This window comes from Pseudomonas sp. F3-2, assembly GCF_038804275.1.
Taxonomy (GTDB): Bacteria; Pseudomonadota; Gammaproteobacteria; order Pseudomonadales; family Pseudomonadaceae; genus Aquipseudomonas.
The window spans coordinates 502,463-518,395 of record NZ_CP152388.1 but is presented as its reverse complement, the minus strand read 5'-3'; the positions used below and the strand labels follow the sequence as shown (position 1 = coordinate 518,395).

Here is a 15,933-nt window from a genome sequence, read left to right as displayed (position 1 = left end):
GCGAAATCACGGTGGCGCGCATTGTACTCCAAGAGTTTGAAACGTGCGTCGCGTGGCGGATGAATGCGGTGTCAGGTGCAAGCAATCCGGCCCGGTACATAGAAACTGTGGGGGTGAGCTCGCTCACGAACGCTGAGTGCCAACCACTGCATCTCTGCAGCATGCACTGGCGTCTTCCCGGCTGAAGCCGATCCTACAGACGCTGCATGTTTTCCGTAGGACCGGCTTCAGCCGGGAAGGCGTCGGGGATTACGCCATTGACAGGAGGGGCTTTAAAGACAGTTGGCTCACGCCTACAGTGGATCAGCGTCGAGCCATTGCTGCATGCCCGACGCCGGCACTTTATGGAATCAGTCGACCAGCGCTTCTTCCATCATGCGCACAGGCGTGGTGGCGGGTTCAGGCTCAGCCCCTTTGAGGTCTTTGCTGAACGTCCCGTCCACCTCGCCTTTGAAGAAGTTCTTGCCGTAGATCAGCAGGCAGAGCACGACGCCAATGCCGAACGCCCAGCTCGCCCCTTTGATCGCCAGCACCGCGCCGATTACCCCGGCAATGCCCAGGTCGCGCTGGCTGCGGGCTTCGAGAATGCCCAGGCGCACGCTCACATAACCCTGAATCAACAGGGTCAGCGACAATGCGACGCCCAGGATCGGCTGGACCAGCGTCACCACCGGCAGCAACAGCAGACCGGTATTGGTGCCCCAACGGAAAGACCCCACGCCACCGATGATCGATTGCATGGCCTTGGGGCCGCCTTTGAAACGCTCGATGACGACAACCAGCATCGCTGCCCATTTCGGGCCACACATGGCGACATCCGGCCCGAAGATGCTCATGAAGGCGTTTCGAGCGCCGAAAATCAGGTGCGCGCGATCCGGGTTGTAATCCACCACCTCATCGGTGCGAACGGTTTCTGCCTCATCGAGCAGCGATTTGGCACTCAGCACGTCACCAAAAACGATGATGTAAACCGCCAGCATGGTTGGCAGCGCGGAAATGAACATCGACAGCGGCGGCATGCCCAGACCGAACACGGTGTAGTCATGCCACAGTCCGGCGAAGTCTGGCTTGCTGATGCCCCACTGAATCGTCGGCCAGGGCGCTTCGCCAAAGAGCGGCGCGATCACCACGGCCAGCAGGATGATCGGCAGAATCCCGAGCTTGGCGAAATTCCACCAGAAGCGGTTGCGCTGTTTGAGGTCGTTGAAGTGCTGAGAGAAGATCAGATAGAAGGCGATGCCCACCGCGATCGAGATGGTCCAGGGCAGGACATTAAATTTGCCGCCCACCTGAAACACCGCGATCACCGCGCTCAGGCCGGCACCCACGATGATCCCGGACTTGATCGCGGACGGCACGTATTCAACCACCTTCTTCGCCATACCCGTCGCACCGAGCGCAATCGAAAAAACGCCCAGCATCAACTGAAACGCGATCAGCGCATGGACACGCTCCGGGCCCATCGGGAACTGCGCGCAGTACGCCATCAGCAAAGGCACGGCTGGCGTGATCCATCCCGGCACCGTCGGATCGCCGAGTAAATGGTGTGTGAGATAAAGCAGCCCGTTGAGCATGACCACCGCCAGCGCGACCTCGAACGGCATGCCCAGCAGCTCGGTCATCAGCGGGATGGCCGCCAGATCCACGGCGCACATCAGCAGGCCCTGGAGGTAATCCGGCATCTCGAATTTGTAGTGAATGAACGGCAACCGCACCTTGAAAGGGCCGAGCGGGATGTACGGGCTTTCGCTCCGCGCCTGGGGAGTGTTGGACATATGTGCACCTGTCTTATTGGTCTTATTTGTGGGTCTTGCAGCGGCGACGCCAGAACATTCGCAGCTCGGGCATCGCGGTTCGCGTCGATCAGTAGGCGGCGCGGTAGATTTTTTCGATATCGCCAGCGGTGAGCTTGCGCGGGTTATTGCGCATCAGACGGTCGATCTTGCTGGCCTCTTCGGCCATTGCAGGAATCGCGTCTTCGGGCACATTGAAGCTGCGCATGCCGGACGGAATGTCCACTGCGGCGCACAGGTCGGCCATGGCTTTGACGGCCTGATCCGCTGCCCCTTTATCGCTCAGATGGGCGACGCGCACGCCCATGGCCTCAGCGATATCGCGGAATCGCTCCACGCAAGCCATCTTGTTCCACTCCATGACGTAAGGCAGCAGCAACGCGTTGCTGACGCCGTGGGCAATATTGAAACGCCCGCCCAGCGGATACGCCAACGCATGCACCGCGCCGACGCCCGCATTACCGAACGCCATGCCCGCCATCAGACTCGCGGTTGCCATGTCTTCGCGCGCCTGAAGACTGGCGGGATTGGCGTAGGCCTTGGGCAACGCCTTGGCGATCAGCTTGATAGCGCCCAGCGCGATCGCGTCAGTAATCGGCGACGCATTCACCGACAGATAGGACTCGATGGCATGCACCAGCGCATCGACACCGCTGGCGGCTGTGACGCTGCGCGGGCACGTCAGGGTCATCACCGGGCTGACCAGCGCGACGTCGGGCAACAGATAATCGCTGACGATGCCTTTTTTCAACTGCGCCTGTTTGTCCGAGAAGATCGCCACGTTCGTGACTTCCGAACCGGTGCCCGCTGTTGTCGGAATGGCAATGAGCGGCGGGCCTTTGCGCTTGACCAGGTCGACGCCAAACAGCTCGGTCAACGGACCTTCATGACCGGCGAAAGCGGCCACTCCTTTGGCGATGTCGATGGCGCTGCCGCCCCCAAGGCCGATCAGGCCGTCGTGAGCACCGTCTCGATACGCGCGGGTGCAGTCTTCGACGATGGAGATTTCCGGCTCGGGTTTGACCTGGTCGAAAATGCCATGACGACGGCCGCCCAACTGCGCGAGTGCGAGGTCGACAGTGCCGGACTTGACCAGAATGGCATCGGTCACGATCAGTGGATTATTGACATTGAGGCGAGTCAGCTCGGCGGCGAGTTGCTCGATCGCGGCAGGGCCGGTGATCAGTTTGTTGGCGATTTTGAATGCGCTGATAGCGGAGGCAGAAATGCTCATCGGGCTCGTCCTGTGTGCGTTGTTTTATTGGAAGACGTGCGGGAGGAGATAGCGAAAGCTGTGCCAATCGGCGCAAAGCCCCGTGGTAGAAGGCTTGGCGCGAATCACACGCCGTTCGAAGGGAGATTTGGGGGTCGGTTGCGATCAGTTTTCTGATCGGTTCGGGCGGGCTTGATTGAAATTCTAATCAGAACGCTCCCAGCGCTTCATCTTCTGCACCACGGTCGCCTGGCTGACACCCAGCGCCTTGGCCGCCAATCGGGTGGTCTTGTGCAACTGCAGAGCGGCACGAATGGCAGAACGCTCGGCATTTTCCAGCACTTTGCGCAGCGGCAGACGGCTATCGTCGGTGTTTTGCGGGTCGAGATTGAGGATCTCTTCGGGCAAATCCAGCGCCTCGATGACAGGGCTCTGGCTGGTCACCACAAGGCGCTCGACGATATTGATCAGTTCGCGGATGTTGCCCGGCCAGGTGTACTCGCACATCAGGTCCAGCGCTTCGAGGCTGAACTGCACCTGCCGTTGATAGCGGCCGTTGAACGTCTCGAGGTAGTAATGCAGCAGCGGAGCAATCTCCTCGCTGCGCTCGCGCAACGCCGGAATCTGAATGGGCACGACGTTCAGCCGGTAGTACAGATCCGCACGAAAGCGCCCTTGCGCCACCAACTGCTTGAGGTCGTGATGGGTGGCGCTGATGATGCGCACGTCCACTTCCTTGAGCTCGAGGCCGCCGACCGGAATGAAACGGTTTTCTTCAATGACCTTGAGCAGCTTGACCTGAACCGGCAGCGGCAAGTCTCCGATTTCGTCGAGAAACAAGGTGCCGTGATGTGCCAGCTCCAGAAGACCCCGCTTGCCTTTCGGCCCCGCGCCGGTAAATGCGCCCGGCGCGTAGCCGAACAGTTCGGCTTCGATCAGGTTCTCCGGCAACGCGCCGCAGTTCAGCGCCAGAAAAGGCTCGCTCGACCGCGCGCTGGTGTTGTGAATGAACTGGGCGACGAGGGTTTTACCGACACCGGTTTCACCTTGCAGCAGGACTTTCACGTCGCTGCTGGCCACCTGACGCGCCAGCGCAAAAACCCGGCCGGAGACTTCCTGATCCGCCATGAGCGGTGAGTGCAAGAGATTGTGGCGCTGACCGGCATGCAGCTTGGCGGTGCTGTTGCGCAGTTGCTTGAGCTGCTGAAGTTCGTCGCGCTCATGCTTCATGCGCAGCAGCTCGGTCATGTCGCGGACGGTGCTGACGACGTAGGAAATCCGGTGGTCGTTGTCGAGAATCGGCGTGGCGCTGACCAAGAGTTTTTTACCTTGGCTCAGGCTCTGCATCACCGACACCGGGCGCCCTTCCTGCAAAACGCGCAATGACGCGGACTGCGAAATCACGCCCTCCTTGACCAACTCCTGCATGGGCCGTCCGATCAGAGCGGCGCCGCTCAGCCCGGTCAGGCGCTCATATGCGTGATTGACCTTGAGCGTCTTGCCGTCGCCGTCGGTGATGTAAACGCCGTCGTGCAAAGCGTTGAGCAGTTCTTCGAAACTGGCGTCGTTGACGTTCACCGACAGGGCTCCATATGTGTGTGGGAGCGGTGAAGTTTAAACGGTGTGGCGGGAGTTGTTGATTGTTCCCACGCTCCGCGTGGGAATCCATCTCGTGACCTTCATGCCCACGCAGAGCGTGGGCACGATCATCGCGATACGGCGGACGCCGTTATTCCACCACCGCTGTGCGCAATTTCTCGCTGCGTCCGCGCAGCCACTCCAGCACCAGCAGCAATATGACGGAGAAGCCGATCAGCAAGGTGGCGGCCGCTGCGATAGTCGGGCTGAGGTTTTCGCGAATGCCGCTGAACATCTGCCGCGGCAGCGTTGCCTGCTCGGGCCCGGCCAGAAACAGCGTCACCACGACCTCATCGAACGACGTCGCGAAGGCAAACAGTGCGCCTGAAACAACGCCAGGGGCGATCAACGGCAGCGTCACGCGACGGAACGCCGTCACGGGCGATGCGCCGAGACTGGCGGCAGCGCGCACCAGGTTGTAGTTGAAACCTTGCAGCGTGGCCGACACCGTAATGATGACGAACGGGACACCCAATACCGCATGCACCAGAATCAGCGAGGTGTAGCTGTTGCCCAGGCCCAGCGGCGCGAAGAACAGGTAGCTTGCGACACCCACGATCACCACCGGGACCACCATCGGCGAGATCACCAGCGCCATGACCAGCGATTTGCCGGGGAAGTTGCTGCGTGTCAGGCCAATCGCCGCCAAGGTGCCGAAACCCATGGCCAGCAGCGTGGCGGCCGGTGCGACGATCAGGCTGTTTTTCAGCGAGCGCATCCATTCCGCCGAGCCGAAGAAATCCTGATACCAGTGCAGCGAGAACCCCTGCAGCGGGTAGACCAGAAAGCTGCCGGAGTTGAACGAAAGCGGCACGATTACCAGCACTGGCAGGACCAGAAACAGCAGAATCAGCCCGCACAGGATGCGCAGCGTGTAAAACCAGACCCGCTCGATGGGCGAGGAATAAGGGCTCAACATATCAGTCTCCTCAGCTCAGACGCAGGCGGCTGGCGCCGACCAGCCAGCTATAGATCAGGTACAGCACCACGGTTGCCAGCAGCAGCAAGCCGCCCAGCGCAGTCGCCATGCCCCAGTTGATGCTGGTGTTGGTGTAGAACGCGACGAAGTAGCTGACCATCTGATCGTTCGGGCTGCCCAGCAGCGCCGGCGTGATGTAGTAGCCAATCGACAGAATGAACACCAGCAGGCATCCCGCCCCCACACCGGCGTAGGTCTGCGGGAAGTACACGCGCCAGAAGCTTGCAAACGGGTTGCAACCGAGCGAAATCGCGGCCCGCATGTACGTGGGCGAAATGCCCTTCATGACGCTGTAGATCGGCAGGATCATGAACGGCAGCATGATGTGCACCATCGAGATGTAGACACCGACCCGGTTGAACACCAGTTCGAGCGGCTTGTCGATGATGCCCATCGCCATGAGCGCGCCGTTGATCAGGCCGCTGGATTGCAACAAGACGATCCAGGCCGCGACACGGACCAGAATCGACGTCCAGAACGGCAACAGCACAAGAATCATCAGCAGGTTGCTCTGGCGTGCAGGCAGGTTGGCGAGCAGATAGGCCAGTGGATACGCGAGGAACAGGCAGATCACGGTGATGACCAGGCCCATCCAGAAGGTGCGGGCGAAGACGTCGATGTAGATGGCCTGATCCGGGGTCGCGGGCGCCACTTCACCGAGGTCATCGATGCGATGGTCGACAGCGGCCAGCAAGTAATAGGGGGTGAAGCTCGAGGTATTGCGACGCACGGCCTGCCAGTACGCGGGGTCGCCCCAACGTTCATCGATGGCTTCCAGCGCCTCTTTGTAGGAAACAGGTTCTTCCTTGAAGGGCAGCGCGCGGGCGGTTTTCGCCAGCAGACTGCGATAACCGGCCAGCTCCTGGTTCAGGCGCTTGGACAGGTCACCCAATGTCTGATTCTTGCGGGCATCGGCCAGGTCCTGGCTGGCAGCCTTGTACACCGCTTCCGATGGCAGGCCCTTGCCATCCCACTTTTCGACTTCGACAACCGTGAGCGGCATGCCGCCGACCACTTCAGGGTTGCTCACGCTTTTGTAGAGCAGCGCCGCAATCGGCACCAGAAACACCAGCAGCAGGAAAATCGCCAATGGCGCGATCAACGCCTGAGCCTTCCAACGGTTGACGCGCTCGGCACGGGCCAGGCGTTGCTTCAAGGTCGGGCTGGCGCCTTCAGTCAGGGGCACGGCGGTGGCCATAGCGAACTCCGAAATCTTTCAACGATGGTCGACACAAGGGCGACCGTATCTGACGTACAACAAACATCACTCAAACGCTGACCGTCCGTAGCCGCCCGTCCGGACGGCTACGGCTTGTTCTATTACTTGGCAGCCCAGGAGTTGAATCGCTGCTCCAGGTTTTCGCCATTGTCGGTCCAGAAGCTCACGCTCAATTGCACCTGATCCTTGATGTTCTCAGGGGTGGTCGGCATGTTTTTCTGGTTGTCGGCGGTCAGCAGGCTGACTGCCTTGGAGTTGGCCGGACCGTAAGCGATGTTCTCGGAGTACGTCTTCTGCTGTTCAGGCTTGAGGGTGTACGCCAGGAACTTCTTGGCTTCTTCGATGTTTTTCGCGCCCTTCGGAATGGCCCAGGAGTCGAAGTCGTAGACGCCGCCGGTCCAGACGATTTTCAGGTTGCTTTCTTTCTGCACCGCAGCGATACGGCCGTTGTAGGCCGAGCTCATCACAACGTCACCCGACTGCAGGAATTGCGGTGGCTGGGCACCGGCTTCCCACCACTGGATGTTCGGCTTGAGCTCATCGAGTTTCTTGAACGCGCGGTCCTGACCGTCTTTGCTGGCCAGCACTTTGTAGACGTCTTTTGGCGCAACGCCGTCAGCCATCAGCGCGAATTCCAGGGTGTACTTGGCGCCCTTGCGCAGGCCACGCTTGCCTGGGAATTTCTTGGTGTCCCAGAAATCGACCCAGCTGGTCGGTGCGGTTTTCAGCTTGTCGGCGTTGTAGGCCAGCACGGTCGACCACACGAAGAAGCCCACGCCGCAGGTCTGGATCGCGCCCGGCACGTAGTCTTCTTTTTTGCCCAGAATGGCCGGGTCGATCTCTTCGAACATGTCCTCGTCGCAACCGCGAGCCAGTTCAGGGGATTCGACCTCCACCAGGTCATAGGTCACGCTCTTGGTGTCGACCATGGCCTTGACCTTGGCCATCTCACCGTTGTATTCGCCGGCAATGATCTTGCCGTTGCCTGCCTTCTCCCACGGTGCGTAGAAGGCCTTTTCCTGAGCAGCCTTGTTCGCACCGCCGAAGGAAATGACCGTCAGATCGGCCGCCATGGCTTGCGCCGCACACATCATGCCGACCGATAAAGCGGTGAGCTTCAATGTCTTGAGCATTTGTTTTTCTCTCCACGAACAATGTTGGTTAAGCAATGGGGGCGATGGGTTCGCCTCTGGGTGCATCGGGTTACGCCTGCTGCGATGAATCAATGCGCATCCTGCAAAGGGTCCAGCGCGCGAGCGTGCTCGACCTGCCATCCAATGGGCACAACGTCGCCAACGCTTAACGCCGGATCGAGCTCGGCGATGGGCTGTTTGACGAAGAAATCGGTTTTGCCGGCCACTTCCAGGCGCACGCGCACGTGATCGCCCAGGTAAATGAACTCGGCCACACGGCCCGAGAAGCGGTTGACGCAACTCTCACTGCGGCCGTTGAGGTTCACGCGCTCCGGGCGAATCGACAGGGTGACGGCGCTGCCGGTTGCGCCCACGTTGACGGCAAGCGCTTCGACCTTTTCGCCACGCGCCAGGCCGACCACGCAGCGATCGCCCGTCTGGCTGAGCAATGTGCCGTTGATGCGGTTGTTTTCACCGATGAAGTTGGCGACGAAAGTGTTTTTCGGTTCTTCATACAGCGCGCGAGGTGGCGCGATCTGCTGGATTTCGCCTTGATGGAAGACGGCAACACGGTCGGACATGGTCAGCGCTTCGCCCTGATCGTGGGTCACGTAGACCACCGTCACGCCCAGACGCTGATGCAGGTGCTTGATTTCCATCTGCATGTGTTCGCGCAGTTGCTTATCCAGCGCGCCAAGAGGTTCGTCCATCAGCACCAGTTGCGGCTCGAACACCAGCGCCCGCGCCAGTGCCACGCGCTGCTGCTGGCCACCGGACAACTGCGCCGGGTAACGATGCGCAAAGGTGCCGAGTTGAACCATGTCCAGGGCGCGTTTGACCTTCTCGGCAACGTCCGTCTTGCTCATGCCCCGCACCGACAGCGGAAACGCGAGGTTTTCGGCCACGGTCATGTGCGGAAACAAGGCGTAGTTCTGAAACACCATGCCGATGTCGCGCTTGTGCGGCGGCACGTTGTTGATCGAACGACCGCCCAGCAGGATCTCGCCGGCAGTCGGCGTCTCGAAACCGGCGAGCATCATCAGGCTGGTGGTTTTGCCGGAGCCCGACGGGCCGAGCAAAGTGAGGAACTCGCCCTTGCGAATGTCCAGGTTGAGGTCTTTGACGATCAGGGCTTCGCCGTCGTAGCTCTTTTGCACACCACGAAAGCTGACCAGAACATCATTTGCCCCAGCGCTTGAATCGACGTTGCTCATTACCCACACCTTTGTTTAATCAACCGTGGCAACAAGCCTAGATGAGGCTGCAGGCCGCGCAAATCGGGGCGTAGGAGAGATTAGCCTAGGTGCGATGGAAGGTTTGGGGTAGGGATTGCCCTACACGGATGGCGGGGATAGGTATGCGGTTTCGAAGGAATTTATCGCCTGTGCCGACGCATTCGCGAGCAAGCTCACTCCTACAAGGGATCGCGGTCAACTGTAGGAGTGAGCTTGCTCGCGATGGCTATTTAGCAGGATCTGCAAAAGGGTCGGTTTTAGGCATGGCCGAAAGTCATACCAGCTTGTGCTCCATCGCATACTTCACCAGTTCAGCAAGGGAGGTGATGTTGAGCTTTTGCATCAACCGCGCTTTGTGCGTGCTGATGGTCTTGCTGCTCAACGCCAGTTGTTGAGCGATGTCATTGACGTTGGCGCCTTGCGCCAGTCGCTCGAACACCGAGAATTCGCGCTCGGACAACAGCGAGTGCAGCGGTCGGCTGTCGGTGAGCCCGACTTCGAACACCATGCGGTCGGCAAGATCGGGGTCGATATAGCGACCGCCCGCGGCCACCCGGCGAATGGCCGTCAGCAGCAATGCAGGGTCGCTGTCTTTGGTGGCATAACCCGCGGCCCCGACTTTCAATGCACGCGCCGCCATCTGGGCTTCATCGTGCATCGACAGCACGAGGATCGCGGGCGGATTGTTCATCGCGCGGATGCGTGGAATGGCTTCCAGCCCGTTCACGCCCGGCATGGAGATATCGAGCAGCACGACTTCGCACTCGATGTGGCGCAAGGCTTCCAGCAGCTGTTCGCCATTACTGGCCTCGCCTGCCACTTGCAGGTCTTTGGCCAGACCGATCAGTTGCTTGATGCCCTCGCGGACGATGGTGTGGTCTTCGGCGACCAATACGCGGATCACTGCACTTGCTCCTGCGGAACCTGTTCGAGCGGAATCTGGATACGCAAGGTTGTGCCTTCTCCCAGCGTGCTGTCCAGATGCAACCGTCCGCCCATGATCAAAACCCGCTCCCGCATTCCCACCAGGCCAAACGAGGCCGGCCGCTCGGCGGTCTGATCGAAGCCTTTGCCGTCGTCAGCGACCGTCATGCACAGCACGCCGTCGCTCAGGCTCAGCGTCAGCTCGACGGTGTGCGCCTGGGCATGGCGCATGACGTTGGTGAGCGACTCCTGAAGGATGCGAAACAGCCCGATCGCCGTCGAATCCGGCAGCACCGGTAGATTGTCCGGCACCTCCACTAGACAGGGAATCTGGGTGCGGGCCTCGAAGCGTCTGGCCTGCCATTCAATGGCCGAGGCGATGCCCGCGTCGAGAATCGGCGGGCGCAGCGCAGTCGCGACGTCTCGGACCAGCTGAAACAATTGGGCGATCAGGCGCTTCATGCTGTTCAACCGATCGCGCAGGCCAGGATCGAGATCGGCGTAGGCCAGTTCGCACATGGACGTTTCCAGCTTGAGCACCGTCAGCATCTGACCCAGCTCGTCGTGGACTTCCCTGGCAATGCGCGCCTTTTCCTCTTCACGCACGGTCTCAAGGTGAGCCGACAATTCCCGCAGTTGCTCGGCCAAGACCTGCAACCGGGCCTCACTCTCTTGCAGCGCGGCCAACGAACGGCGCCGCTCGGTGACGTCGGTGATGAACACCACCAGATACTCGGCTTCACGAAAGCGCAAAAAACTCAGAGAGACATCGGCGGGCAACACGCTACCGTCGGCACGCAGGCAATTGCTTTCGAAGTTCTGCGGCCCTTCTTCGCTGGATCGGGCGTTCTTCCACAGGTTGAGCCAGCGATCCATATTCAGACCAGGCTCGAAATCGATCAGGGGTCTGTCGACCACACCGCCCGGCGCGTAACCGAGCATGTTTTCAGCGGCCTGATTCGCGTACCGCACATGGCTGTCCCAATTGACCCAGAGAATGCCGACCGTACTCTGGTCGATCGAAAACTGCGCCAGCCTCAGGGCTTCCTCACCTGCGCGGCGCCGGGTGATGTCTTCGCGAGCAGCGAGAAGGTCGCCTTCAAGCACCTGTTGCTGACGGCGCTGCCAGAAAATGATCGCTGCGCAGGCCAGAAACAGCACCAGGAACAGCAGCGCGATGTTCTGCCACAGCCCCGGTGACTCGCTCACTCTCGGGTATTTGGGCTGCAGCCATTGGGCATGCAATTGCTCAAGGTCCTTGGGCGCAATGGCGTTCAGCGCCTGGCTGATGATGTCGGCGAGCTCCGGCGTGTTGCGCCGGGAGGCCACGCGCAACAGCTGCGGGAAGCCGATATCGCCGACCACTGCCAGCCCGGCGAACTCGGCCTCGCGCGACAGTCGACCCAACTGCGCCTCATCGATGACTGCGTAGCGTGCCTGCTGGGTGAGGAGTAATTGCAACGCCTGCCGCTCCAGCGGCACGCCCTGCAGATTGAGATGGCTGTAGTTGGCGCGCAGATAATCGGCGGTCACGCTGGGCATGCGCACGGCAATCCGCACCTGGCTGTCGAGCTTCTCGAGATCCACCACGCCCGAGCCGTCACGCTCACCCACCACCAACTGCGGCACGCGCATGTAGGGATCGGAGTAGAACCACATGCGCAAACCCGTCGGGGTCTGCGTCAGCCCGGGCGCGAAGTCGACCTGACCCTCGGCGAAGGCTTTTTCGAGCTCGGCCTGATCGGCGTAATTGCGCCACAACAGATCGACCTGCAGCGTCCTGGCCATCAGATTGACCAGATCCACGTTCGCGCCGGACAACTGCTGCGCACGGCGATCGAGCTGGGCATACGGCGCTTGCAACACCAGTCCGACGCGCAGTTGCCCGCGCTTGACCAGCCAGTCGCGCTGGGCACCGGTCAGCGGATCGACCGGCGCAGCGGCGCCATCGGCTTGAACCCAGGCAGGCGCGGCGATCAGCATCAATGCCATCAAGAGCACCCTGCCACAGCCGATAACCAAGAGGCGCGACCTGTGGATGCTCAAACTGTTGTCCCCATTTCACTGAATCCCTTGCCGGTCATGCTGTGAGCGTGGCGCTCGAAGACGAGGCCGTATGGCGGCCTGACAAACAGCCGTCAACCCATTAGTCTGCCGGAATTGTTTCCGGCCTTTGGAATATTCGATGTCCTACACCATTCGCGCAATGTTTCCCGCGCTTTGTCTGACGCTGATACTACCTTGCTCGCCTTTTGCGATGGCGGCTGACCCGGCCCCGGACAAAGACGCCAAACCGGCAGAGACGCCTGTCGAGCGTGCGGCCCTGCCCTCGCGCAGTCAGGAAGACACGCTGGCGCTCGAGCGTCGCGTGCCGCAGGCCGAACAGCAACAGTTGCAGGCGGGTGACGAGTCGTTTCTGGCGCTCTGGAAACCGGCCAACACCGAGGACCCCAAAGGTGCAGTGGTGATCGTGCCCGGCGCCGATGAGTCGGCCGACTGGCCGAATGCAGTAGGACCTTTGCGCCGCAAGCTGCCAGACACTGGATGGTCGAGCCTCAGTCTGAGCATGCCGGACGCGTTCAACGACGGTGTTTTCGCACGCAGCCCTGACGCACCGCCCGCCGGTGATGCCGCCGCCGACAAAGACAAAGCCAAGGACGCAACGAAGGCGCCAGACCCCGCCGCCGCTGCTGAAGCCGACGCAGCGGCCGCCGCCGAACAGGCCGCCGCGCAGGCAGAGGCGGCCAAGGTAAACGCTGAGAAGATATTCGCGCGTATCGACAGCGCAGTGGCGTTCGCCCAGCAGAACAAGTCCCGCTCCATCGTCCTGTTGGGTCACGGCACAGGCGCCTACTGGGCCGCGCGCTACATGAGCGAACGTCCTTCGCCGGCCGTGCAGCGCCTGGTCATGGTCACTGCAGTGGACACTGGCAAAGACACACCCGCATTGCTGGACGTGCTGCCGACGCTGAAAGTCGCCACGGCGGACTTCGTCAACAAAGATCGTCCGATCCCGCGGCAACAAGCGCAGGATCGTTTGGATGCCAGCAAGCGCGTGAAGAACGCACGGTTCACCCAAGTGACGCTCAATGCAATTCCGGGCAACTCGGCGATGGAGCAGGATCAGCTGTTCCGACGGGTGCGCGGCTGGCTTGATGGCCAGTAGGCAACGTCGGCACCTTAGCGGAACCCGCGCCGGTCTTTGATCACTGCATAGGCATTGTGCAGTTCGCGGGTCCTTTCCGTGGCGTCGCGCACTTGCATCTGGCTGGCGCCGGTACCCGCCACTTTGTCAGGATGGTGCCGGCTTAACAGTCGGCGGTAGGCACGTTTGATCTGCGCCGGTTCAGCGTCAGCCTTCACGCCCAAGAGGCGCAACGCTTCCTGGTACTCGCCGCCGCTGCTGGCGGGTGCGCGTTCTCTCTGCTCGTCTTCGGTGGACGACAACGCCTGAACCTTCTCGGCCGTCCAGCCGAGCCATTTGCCCCACTGCACAATCAGTTCACGCTCAGCGCGCGAAGCCTTGCCATCGGCCCAAGCCATACGCCAGCAAGCGCGCAGCAGCCCTTCGGCGGCATGAGGCTGGGTCTTGAGCCGCGTCAGGTGAACGCGCAGGTTGTCACGACCGTCCTTGCCGCGATTGAACGCCTGGATCGCGCGGCGCTTGGCCGGTTCGCTCAGGTCCAGCCGACGCATTTCCACGCGGGCCTGTTGGATGTGCCCATCGACGACCCGCCCGTCACTCTTGGCCAGGCGCCCCAGCAGAATGAAAATCAGCTCATCGTCACGCGGCACGGCGCGGCCGCTGACACGCTCCCGTAATTCGGCCCAGCTCTGAAAATGCAGGCGTCGATCCAGCGCCTGCCCCAGCAGCGCCCCCAGCATCGCGCCGGGAATGCTTGCAATCGCGTACCCGGCGCCGCCGCCGATCACTGTGAATGGCCAGAGCATCTAGGGTTTCACCGCGAGGATCTGTTCGACTTCCGCCAGCCGTTCGTGAGTGCCGACATCCACCCAGCGACCGGTGAAGTGCTCACCGGTCACCTGCCCGTTCGCCATGGCCTCGCGCAGCAGCGGCGCCAGTTTGAAGGCCCCGTGCGCGCAGCCTGCGAACAGCCGAGGATGCAACACCGCGATGCCGCTGTAGGTCAGACGCGGCAGCGTGGCGTCGTCACGCACCTCGCCGCCCACCAGCGCGAAGTCGCCGTCGGGGTGGTGCAGCGGGTTGTCCACCAGCACCAGATGCGCCAGCCCGTTGATCGGCGCGCCGTTGAGTGAAGCATTCAACGCGGTGAAATCGCAGTCCGTCCAGATGTCGCCGTTAACCACCAGAAAAGGGTCGTCGCCCAGCAATGGCAGCGCGCGGAATATCCCGCCCCCGGTTTCAAGAGGTTCACCTTCAGACGAATACTGGATGTTCAGCCCCAGGCGCTGGCCGTCGCCGAGATGATCCTCGATCTGCTGCCCCAGCCAGGCGTGGTTGATGACCACCTCGCGAAAGCCGGCCATCTTCAGAGCACGCAGGTGATACTCGATCAGCGGGACGCCGCCGGCTCGCACCAGTGGCTTGGGCGTGTGCAACGTCAGCGGGCGCAGGCGTTCGCCCTTGCCTGCCGCCAGAATCATCGCTTTCATGCGTCCCTCTTCCAAACAGTCCTGACCTTTGTCACGGCGCTACCTTCATGATGTGGCGTCTTGTTTTGGCTGACTCAGACTCGTCAGCAAGTTGCTCAATTCGATCAGTTCGGGGCGGCGCGCCAGAACCGCTTCTATATAAGAGAAGAAGCGCGGTACATCGGCGACATATCGCGGCTTGCCATCGCGATGACAGATGCGCGCGAAAATCCCGATGACCTTGAGGTGGCGCTGCACGCCCATCAGATCGCTGGCGCGACAAAATTCATTGAAATCCTCCTGCACCGCAATGCCCAGCGCCGACGCCTTTTCCCAATACTGCTTCAGCCAGCCTGCCACCCGCGCCTCCGGCCAGCTCAGGAACGCATCCTTGAACAGACAGGTGATGTCGTAAGTGATCGGGCCGTACACCGCATCCTGAAAATCCAGCACGCCGGGGTTTGGCTCGCTGAGCATCAGGTTGCGCGGCATATAGTCGCGATGCACCAGTACTTTCGGCTGCGCCAGCGCGCTCTCGATCAGCAGATCGCTGACCCGCTGCCAGCTCGCCTGCTGCGCCTGGTCGAACTCGATGCCCAGATGGCGCTTCACGTACCACTCCGGGAACAGCTCAAGCTCGCGCCGCAGCAGCGCCACATCATAGCTGGGCAGCGGCGCGTCCATTGGCAATTGCTGGTACGCCAGCAACGCCTCGATCGCATCGGCGAAAAGCTGATCGGCATTTTGCTCGTCGATGACGTCGAGATAGGTTTTGCGACCCAGATCGTTCAGCAGAAGAAAGCCTTGATTGAGGTCTTCGGCATAAATTTTCGGAACATTAATTCCCGACTCGCTCAACAAATGGGCGATATCGACGAAGGGTTTGCAGTTTTCCTGAGGGGGCGGCGCGTCCATCACGATAAAAGTGCGGCCCTCTCCCTCCCAACGAAAATAACGGCGAAAACTGGCGTCACTGCTGGCCGCAGTCAACGTGGCCGGGGGTATCGCGCCCCAGCCTTGAGCCGCGAACAACTTCGGCAGCTGCTCATCGAGCCAAACTTTCAGGTGTTGCAGGCGTACATCTTGATCTGGCATTGCAAGGGTCTCCGACGGCGCTAGCCGTCAAGCGGGTCATGCTTTATTATCCGACATCTTTTTCAGCCCATCGAGAGGCGTGCGGCCCCC

Annotated in this window: 13 protein-coding genes; 1 reads left to right on the top strand and 12 read right to left on the bottom strand. The window is 61.1% G+C overall.

The genetic code is table 11. From position 1 onward, the window contains the following. Nucleotides 1-350 precede the first annotated feature (350 nt). From AAGQ88_RS02275 to AAGQ88_RS02235, 9 genes are all read right to left on the bottom strand, one after another. Complete coding sequence (locus tag AAGQ88_RS02275) at nucleotides 351-1,775, bottom strand: hypothetical protein (protein WP_342654348.1); 1,425 nt, start codon at nucleotides 1,773-1,775, stop codon at nucleotides 351-353. A gap of 88 nt (nucleotides 1,776-1,863) precedes the next feature. Then, complete coding sequence (locus tag AAGQ88_RS02270; protein ID WP_342654347.1) at nucleotides 1,864-3,027, bottom strand: iron-containing alcohol dehydrogenase; 1,164 nt, start codon at nucleotides 3,025-3,027, stop codon at nucleotides 1,864-1,866. Nucleotides 3,028-3,210: 183 nt separating this feature from the next. After that, nucleotides 3,211-4,584, bottom strand: a complete 1,374-nt coding sequence (locus tag AAGQ88_RS02265) for a sigma 54-interacting transcriptional regulator (protein WP_342654346.1) — start codon at nucleotides 4,582-4,584, stop codon at nucleotides 3,211-3,213. Between the two features lie 151 nt (nucleotides 4,585-4,735). Next, nucleotides 4,736-5,563 carry an ABC transporter permease gene (locus tag AAGQ88_RS02260; RefSeq protein ID WP_342654345.1) on the bottom strand — a complete coding sequence of 276 codons (828 nt, stop codon included), beginning with the start codon at nucleotides 5,561-5,563 and terminating at the stop codon, nucleotides 4,736-4,738. Nucleotides 5,564-5,573: 10 nt separating this feature from the next. Then, complete coding sequence (locus tag AAGQ88_RS02255; protein WP_285426353.1) at nucleotides 5,574-6,821, bottom strand: ABC transporter permease; 1,248 nt, start codon at nucleotides 6,819-6,821, stop codon at nucleotides 5,574-5,576. A gap of 122 nt (nucleotides 6,822-6,943) precedes the next feature. Further along, nucleotides 6,944-7,975 (bottom strand): polyamine ABC transporter substrate-binding protein, encoded by a 1,032-nt coding sequence (locus AAGQ88_RS02250; protein ID WP_342654344.1) that lies wholly within the window; start codon nucleotides 7,973-7,975, stop codon nucleotides 6,944-6,946. Between the two features lie 89 nt (nucleotides 7,976-8,064). Further along, nucleotides 8,065-9,189 (bottom strand): ABC transporter ATP-binding protein, encoded by a 1,125-nt coding sequence (locus AAGQ88_RS02245; protein WP_285426355.1) that lies wholly within the window; start codon nucleotides 9,187-9,189, stop codon nucleotides 8,065-8,067. Nucleotides 9,190-9,484: 295 nt separating this feature from the next. After that, a complete protein-coding gene (locus tag AAGQ88_RS02240; RefSeq protein ID WP_093468707.1) occupies nucleotides 9,485-10,114 on the bottom strand; it encodes a response regulator transcription factor in 630 nt (209 codons plus the stop codon). Continuing rightward, nucleotides 10,111-12,126, bottom strand: a complete 2,016-nt coding sequence (locus AAGQ88_RS02235) for a transporter substrate-binding domain-containing protein (RefSeq protein ID WP_342654343.1) — start codon at nucleotides 12,124-12,126, stop codon at nucleotides 10,111-10,113. The genes AAGQ88_RS02240 and AAGQ88_RS02235 overlap by 4 nt, the downstream gene beginning before the upstream one ends. Before the next feature lie 193 nt (nucleotides 12,127-12,319). Here AAGQ88_RS02235 and AAGQ88_RS02230 point away from each other — a divergent pair, with 193 nt between their 5' ends. Continuing rightward, the gene (locus AAGQ88_RS02230) at nucleotides 12,320-13,300 is read left to right on the top strand and encodes an alpha/beta hydrolase family protein (protein ID WP_342654342.1); all 981 of its coding nucleotides are present in this window, start codon (nucleotides 12,320-12,322) and stop codon (nucleotides 13,298-13,300) included. 14 nt (nucleotides 13,301-13,314) lie between these two features. Here AAGQ88_RS02230 and AAGQ88_RS02225 read toward each other — a convergent pair whose 3' ends face one another. The 3 genes from AAGQ88_RS02225 to AAGQ88_RS02215 are packed head-to-tail and all read right to left on the bottom strand — an operon-like array spanning nucleotide 13,315 to nucleotide 15,843. Continuing rightward, a complete protein-coding gene (locus AAGQ88_RS02225; protein WP_093468698.1) occupies nucleotides 13,315-14,085 on the bottom strand; it encodes a DnaJ domain-containing protein in 771 nt (256 codons plus the stop codon). Further along, on the bottom strand, nucleotides 14,086-14,769 hold the full coding sequence (gene murU / locus AAGQ88_RS02220; RefSeq protein ID WP_342654341.1) for an N-acetylmuramate alpha-1-phosphate uridylyltransferase MurU: 684 nt from the start codon (nucleotides 14,767-14,769) through the stop codon (nucleotides 14,086-14,088). 45 nt (nucleotides 14,770-14,814) lie between these two features. Continuing rightward, nucleotides 14,815-15,843 (bottom strand): phosphotransferase, encoded by a 1,029-nt coding sequence (locus AAGQ88_RS02215; protein WP_342654340.1) that lies wholly within the window; start codon nucleotides 15,841-15,843, stop codon nucleotides 14,815-14,817. Between the last annotated feature and the right edge of the window lie 90 nt (nucleotides 15,844-15,933).

What these genes read in the sequence shown, in the direction of transcription:
- AAGQ88_RS02235 (WP_342654343.1), bottom strand. Translation starts at nt 12,126, where the DNA reads ATGGCATTGATGCTGATCGCCGCGCCTGCCTGGGTTCAAGCCGATGGC.
- AAGQ88_RS02215 (WP_342654340.1), bottom strand. Translation starts at nt 15,843, where the DNA reads ATGCCAGATCAAGATGTACGCCTGCAACACCTGAAAGTTTGGCTCGAT.
- AAGQ88_RS02250 (WP_342654344.1), bottom strand. Translation starts at nt 7,975, where the DNA reads ATGCTCAAGACATTGAAGCTCACCGCTTTATCGGTCGGCATGATGTGT.
- AAGQ88_RS02260 (WP_342654345.1), bottom strand. Translation starts at nt 5,563, where the DNA reads ATGTTGAGCCCTTATTCCTCGCCCATCGAGCGGGTCTGGTTTTACACG.
- AAGQ88_RS02225 (WP_093468698.1), bottom strand. Translation starts at nt 14,085, where the DNA reads ATGCTCTGGCCATTCACAGTGATCGGCGGCGGCGCCGGGTACGCGATT.
- AAGQ88_RS02245 (WP_285426355.1), bottom strand. Translation starts at nt 9,189, where the DNA reads ATGAGCAACGTCGATTCAAGCGCTGGGGCAAATGATGTTCTGGTCAGC.
- AAGQ88_RS02275 (WP_342654348.1), bottom strand. Translation starts at nt 1,775, where the DNA reads ATGTCCAACACTCCCCAGGCGCGGAGCGAAAGCCCGTACATCCCGCTC.
- AAGQ88_RS02270 (WP_342654347.1), bottom strand. Translation starts at nt 3,027, where the DNA reads ATGAGCATTTCTGCCTCCGCTATCAGCGCATTCAAAATCGCCAACAAA.
- AAGQ88_RS02230 (WP_342654342.1), top strand. Translation starts at nt 12,320, where the DNA reads ATGTCCTACACCATTCGCGCAATGTTTCCCGCGCTTTGTCTGACGCTG.
- murU (WP_342654341.1), bottom strand. Translation starts at nt 14,769, where the DNA reads ATGAAAGCGATGATTCTGGCGGCAGGCAAGGGCGAACGCCTGCGCCCG.
- AAGQ88_RS02255 (WP_285426353.1), bottom strand. Translation starts at nt 6,821, where the DNA reads ATGGCCACCGCCGTGCCCCTGACTGAAGGCGCCAGCCCGACCTTGAAG.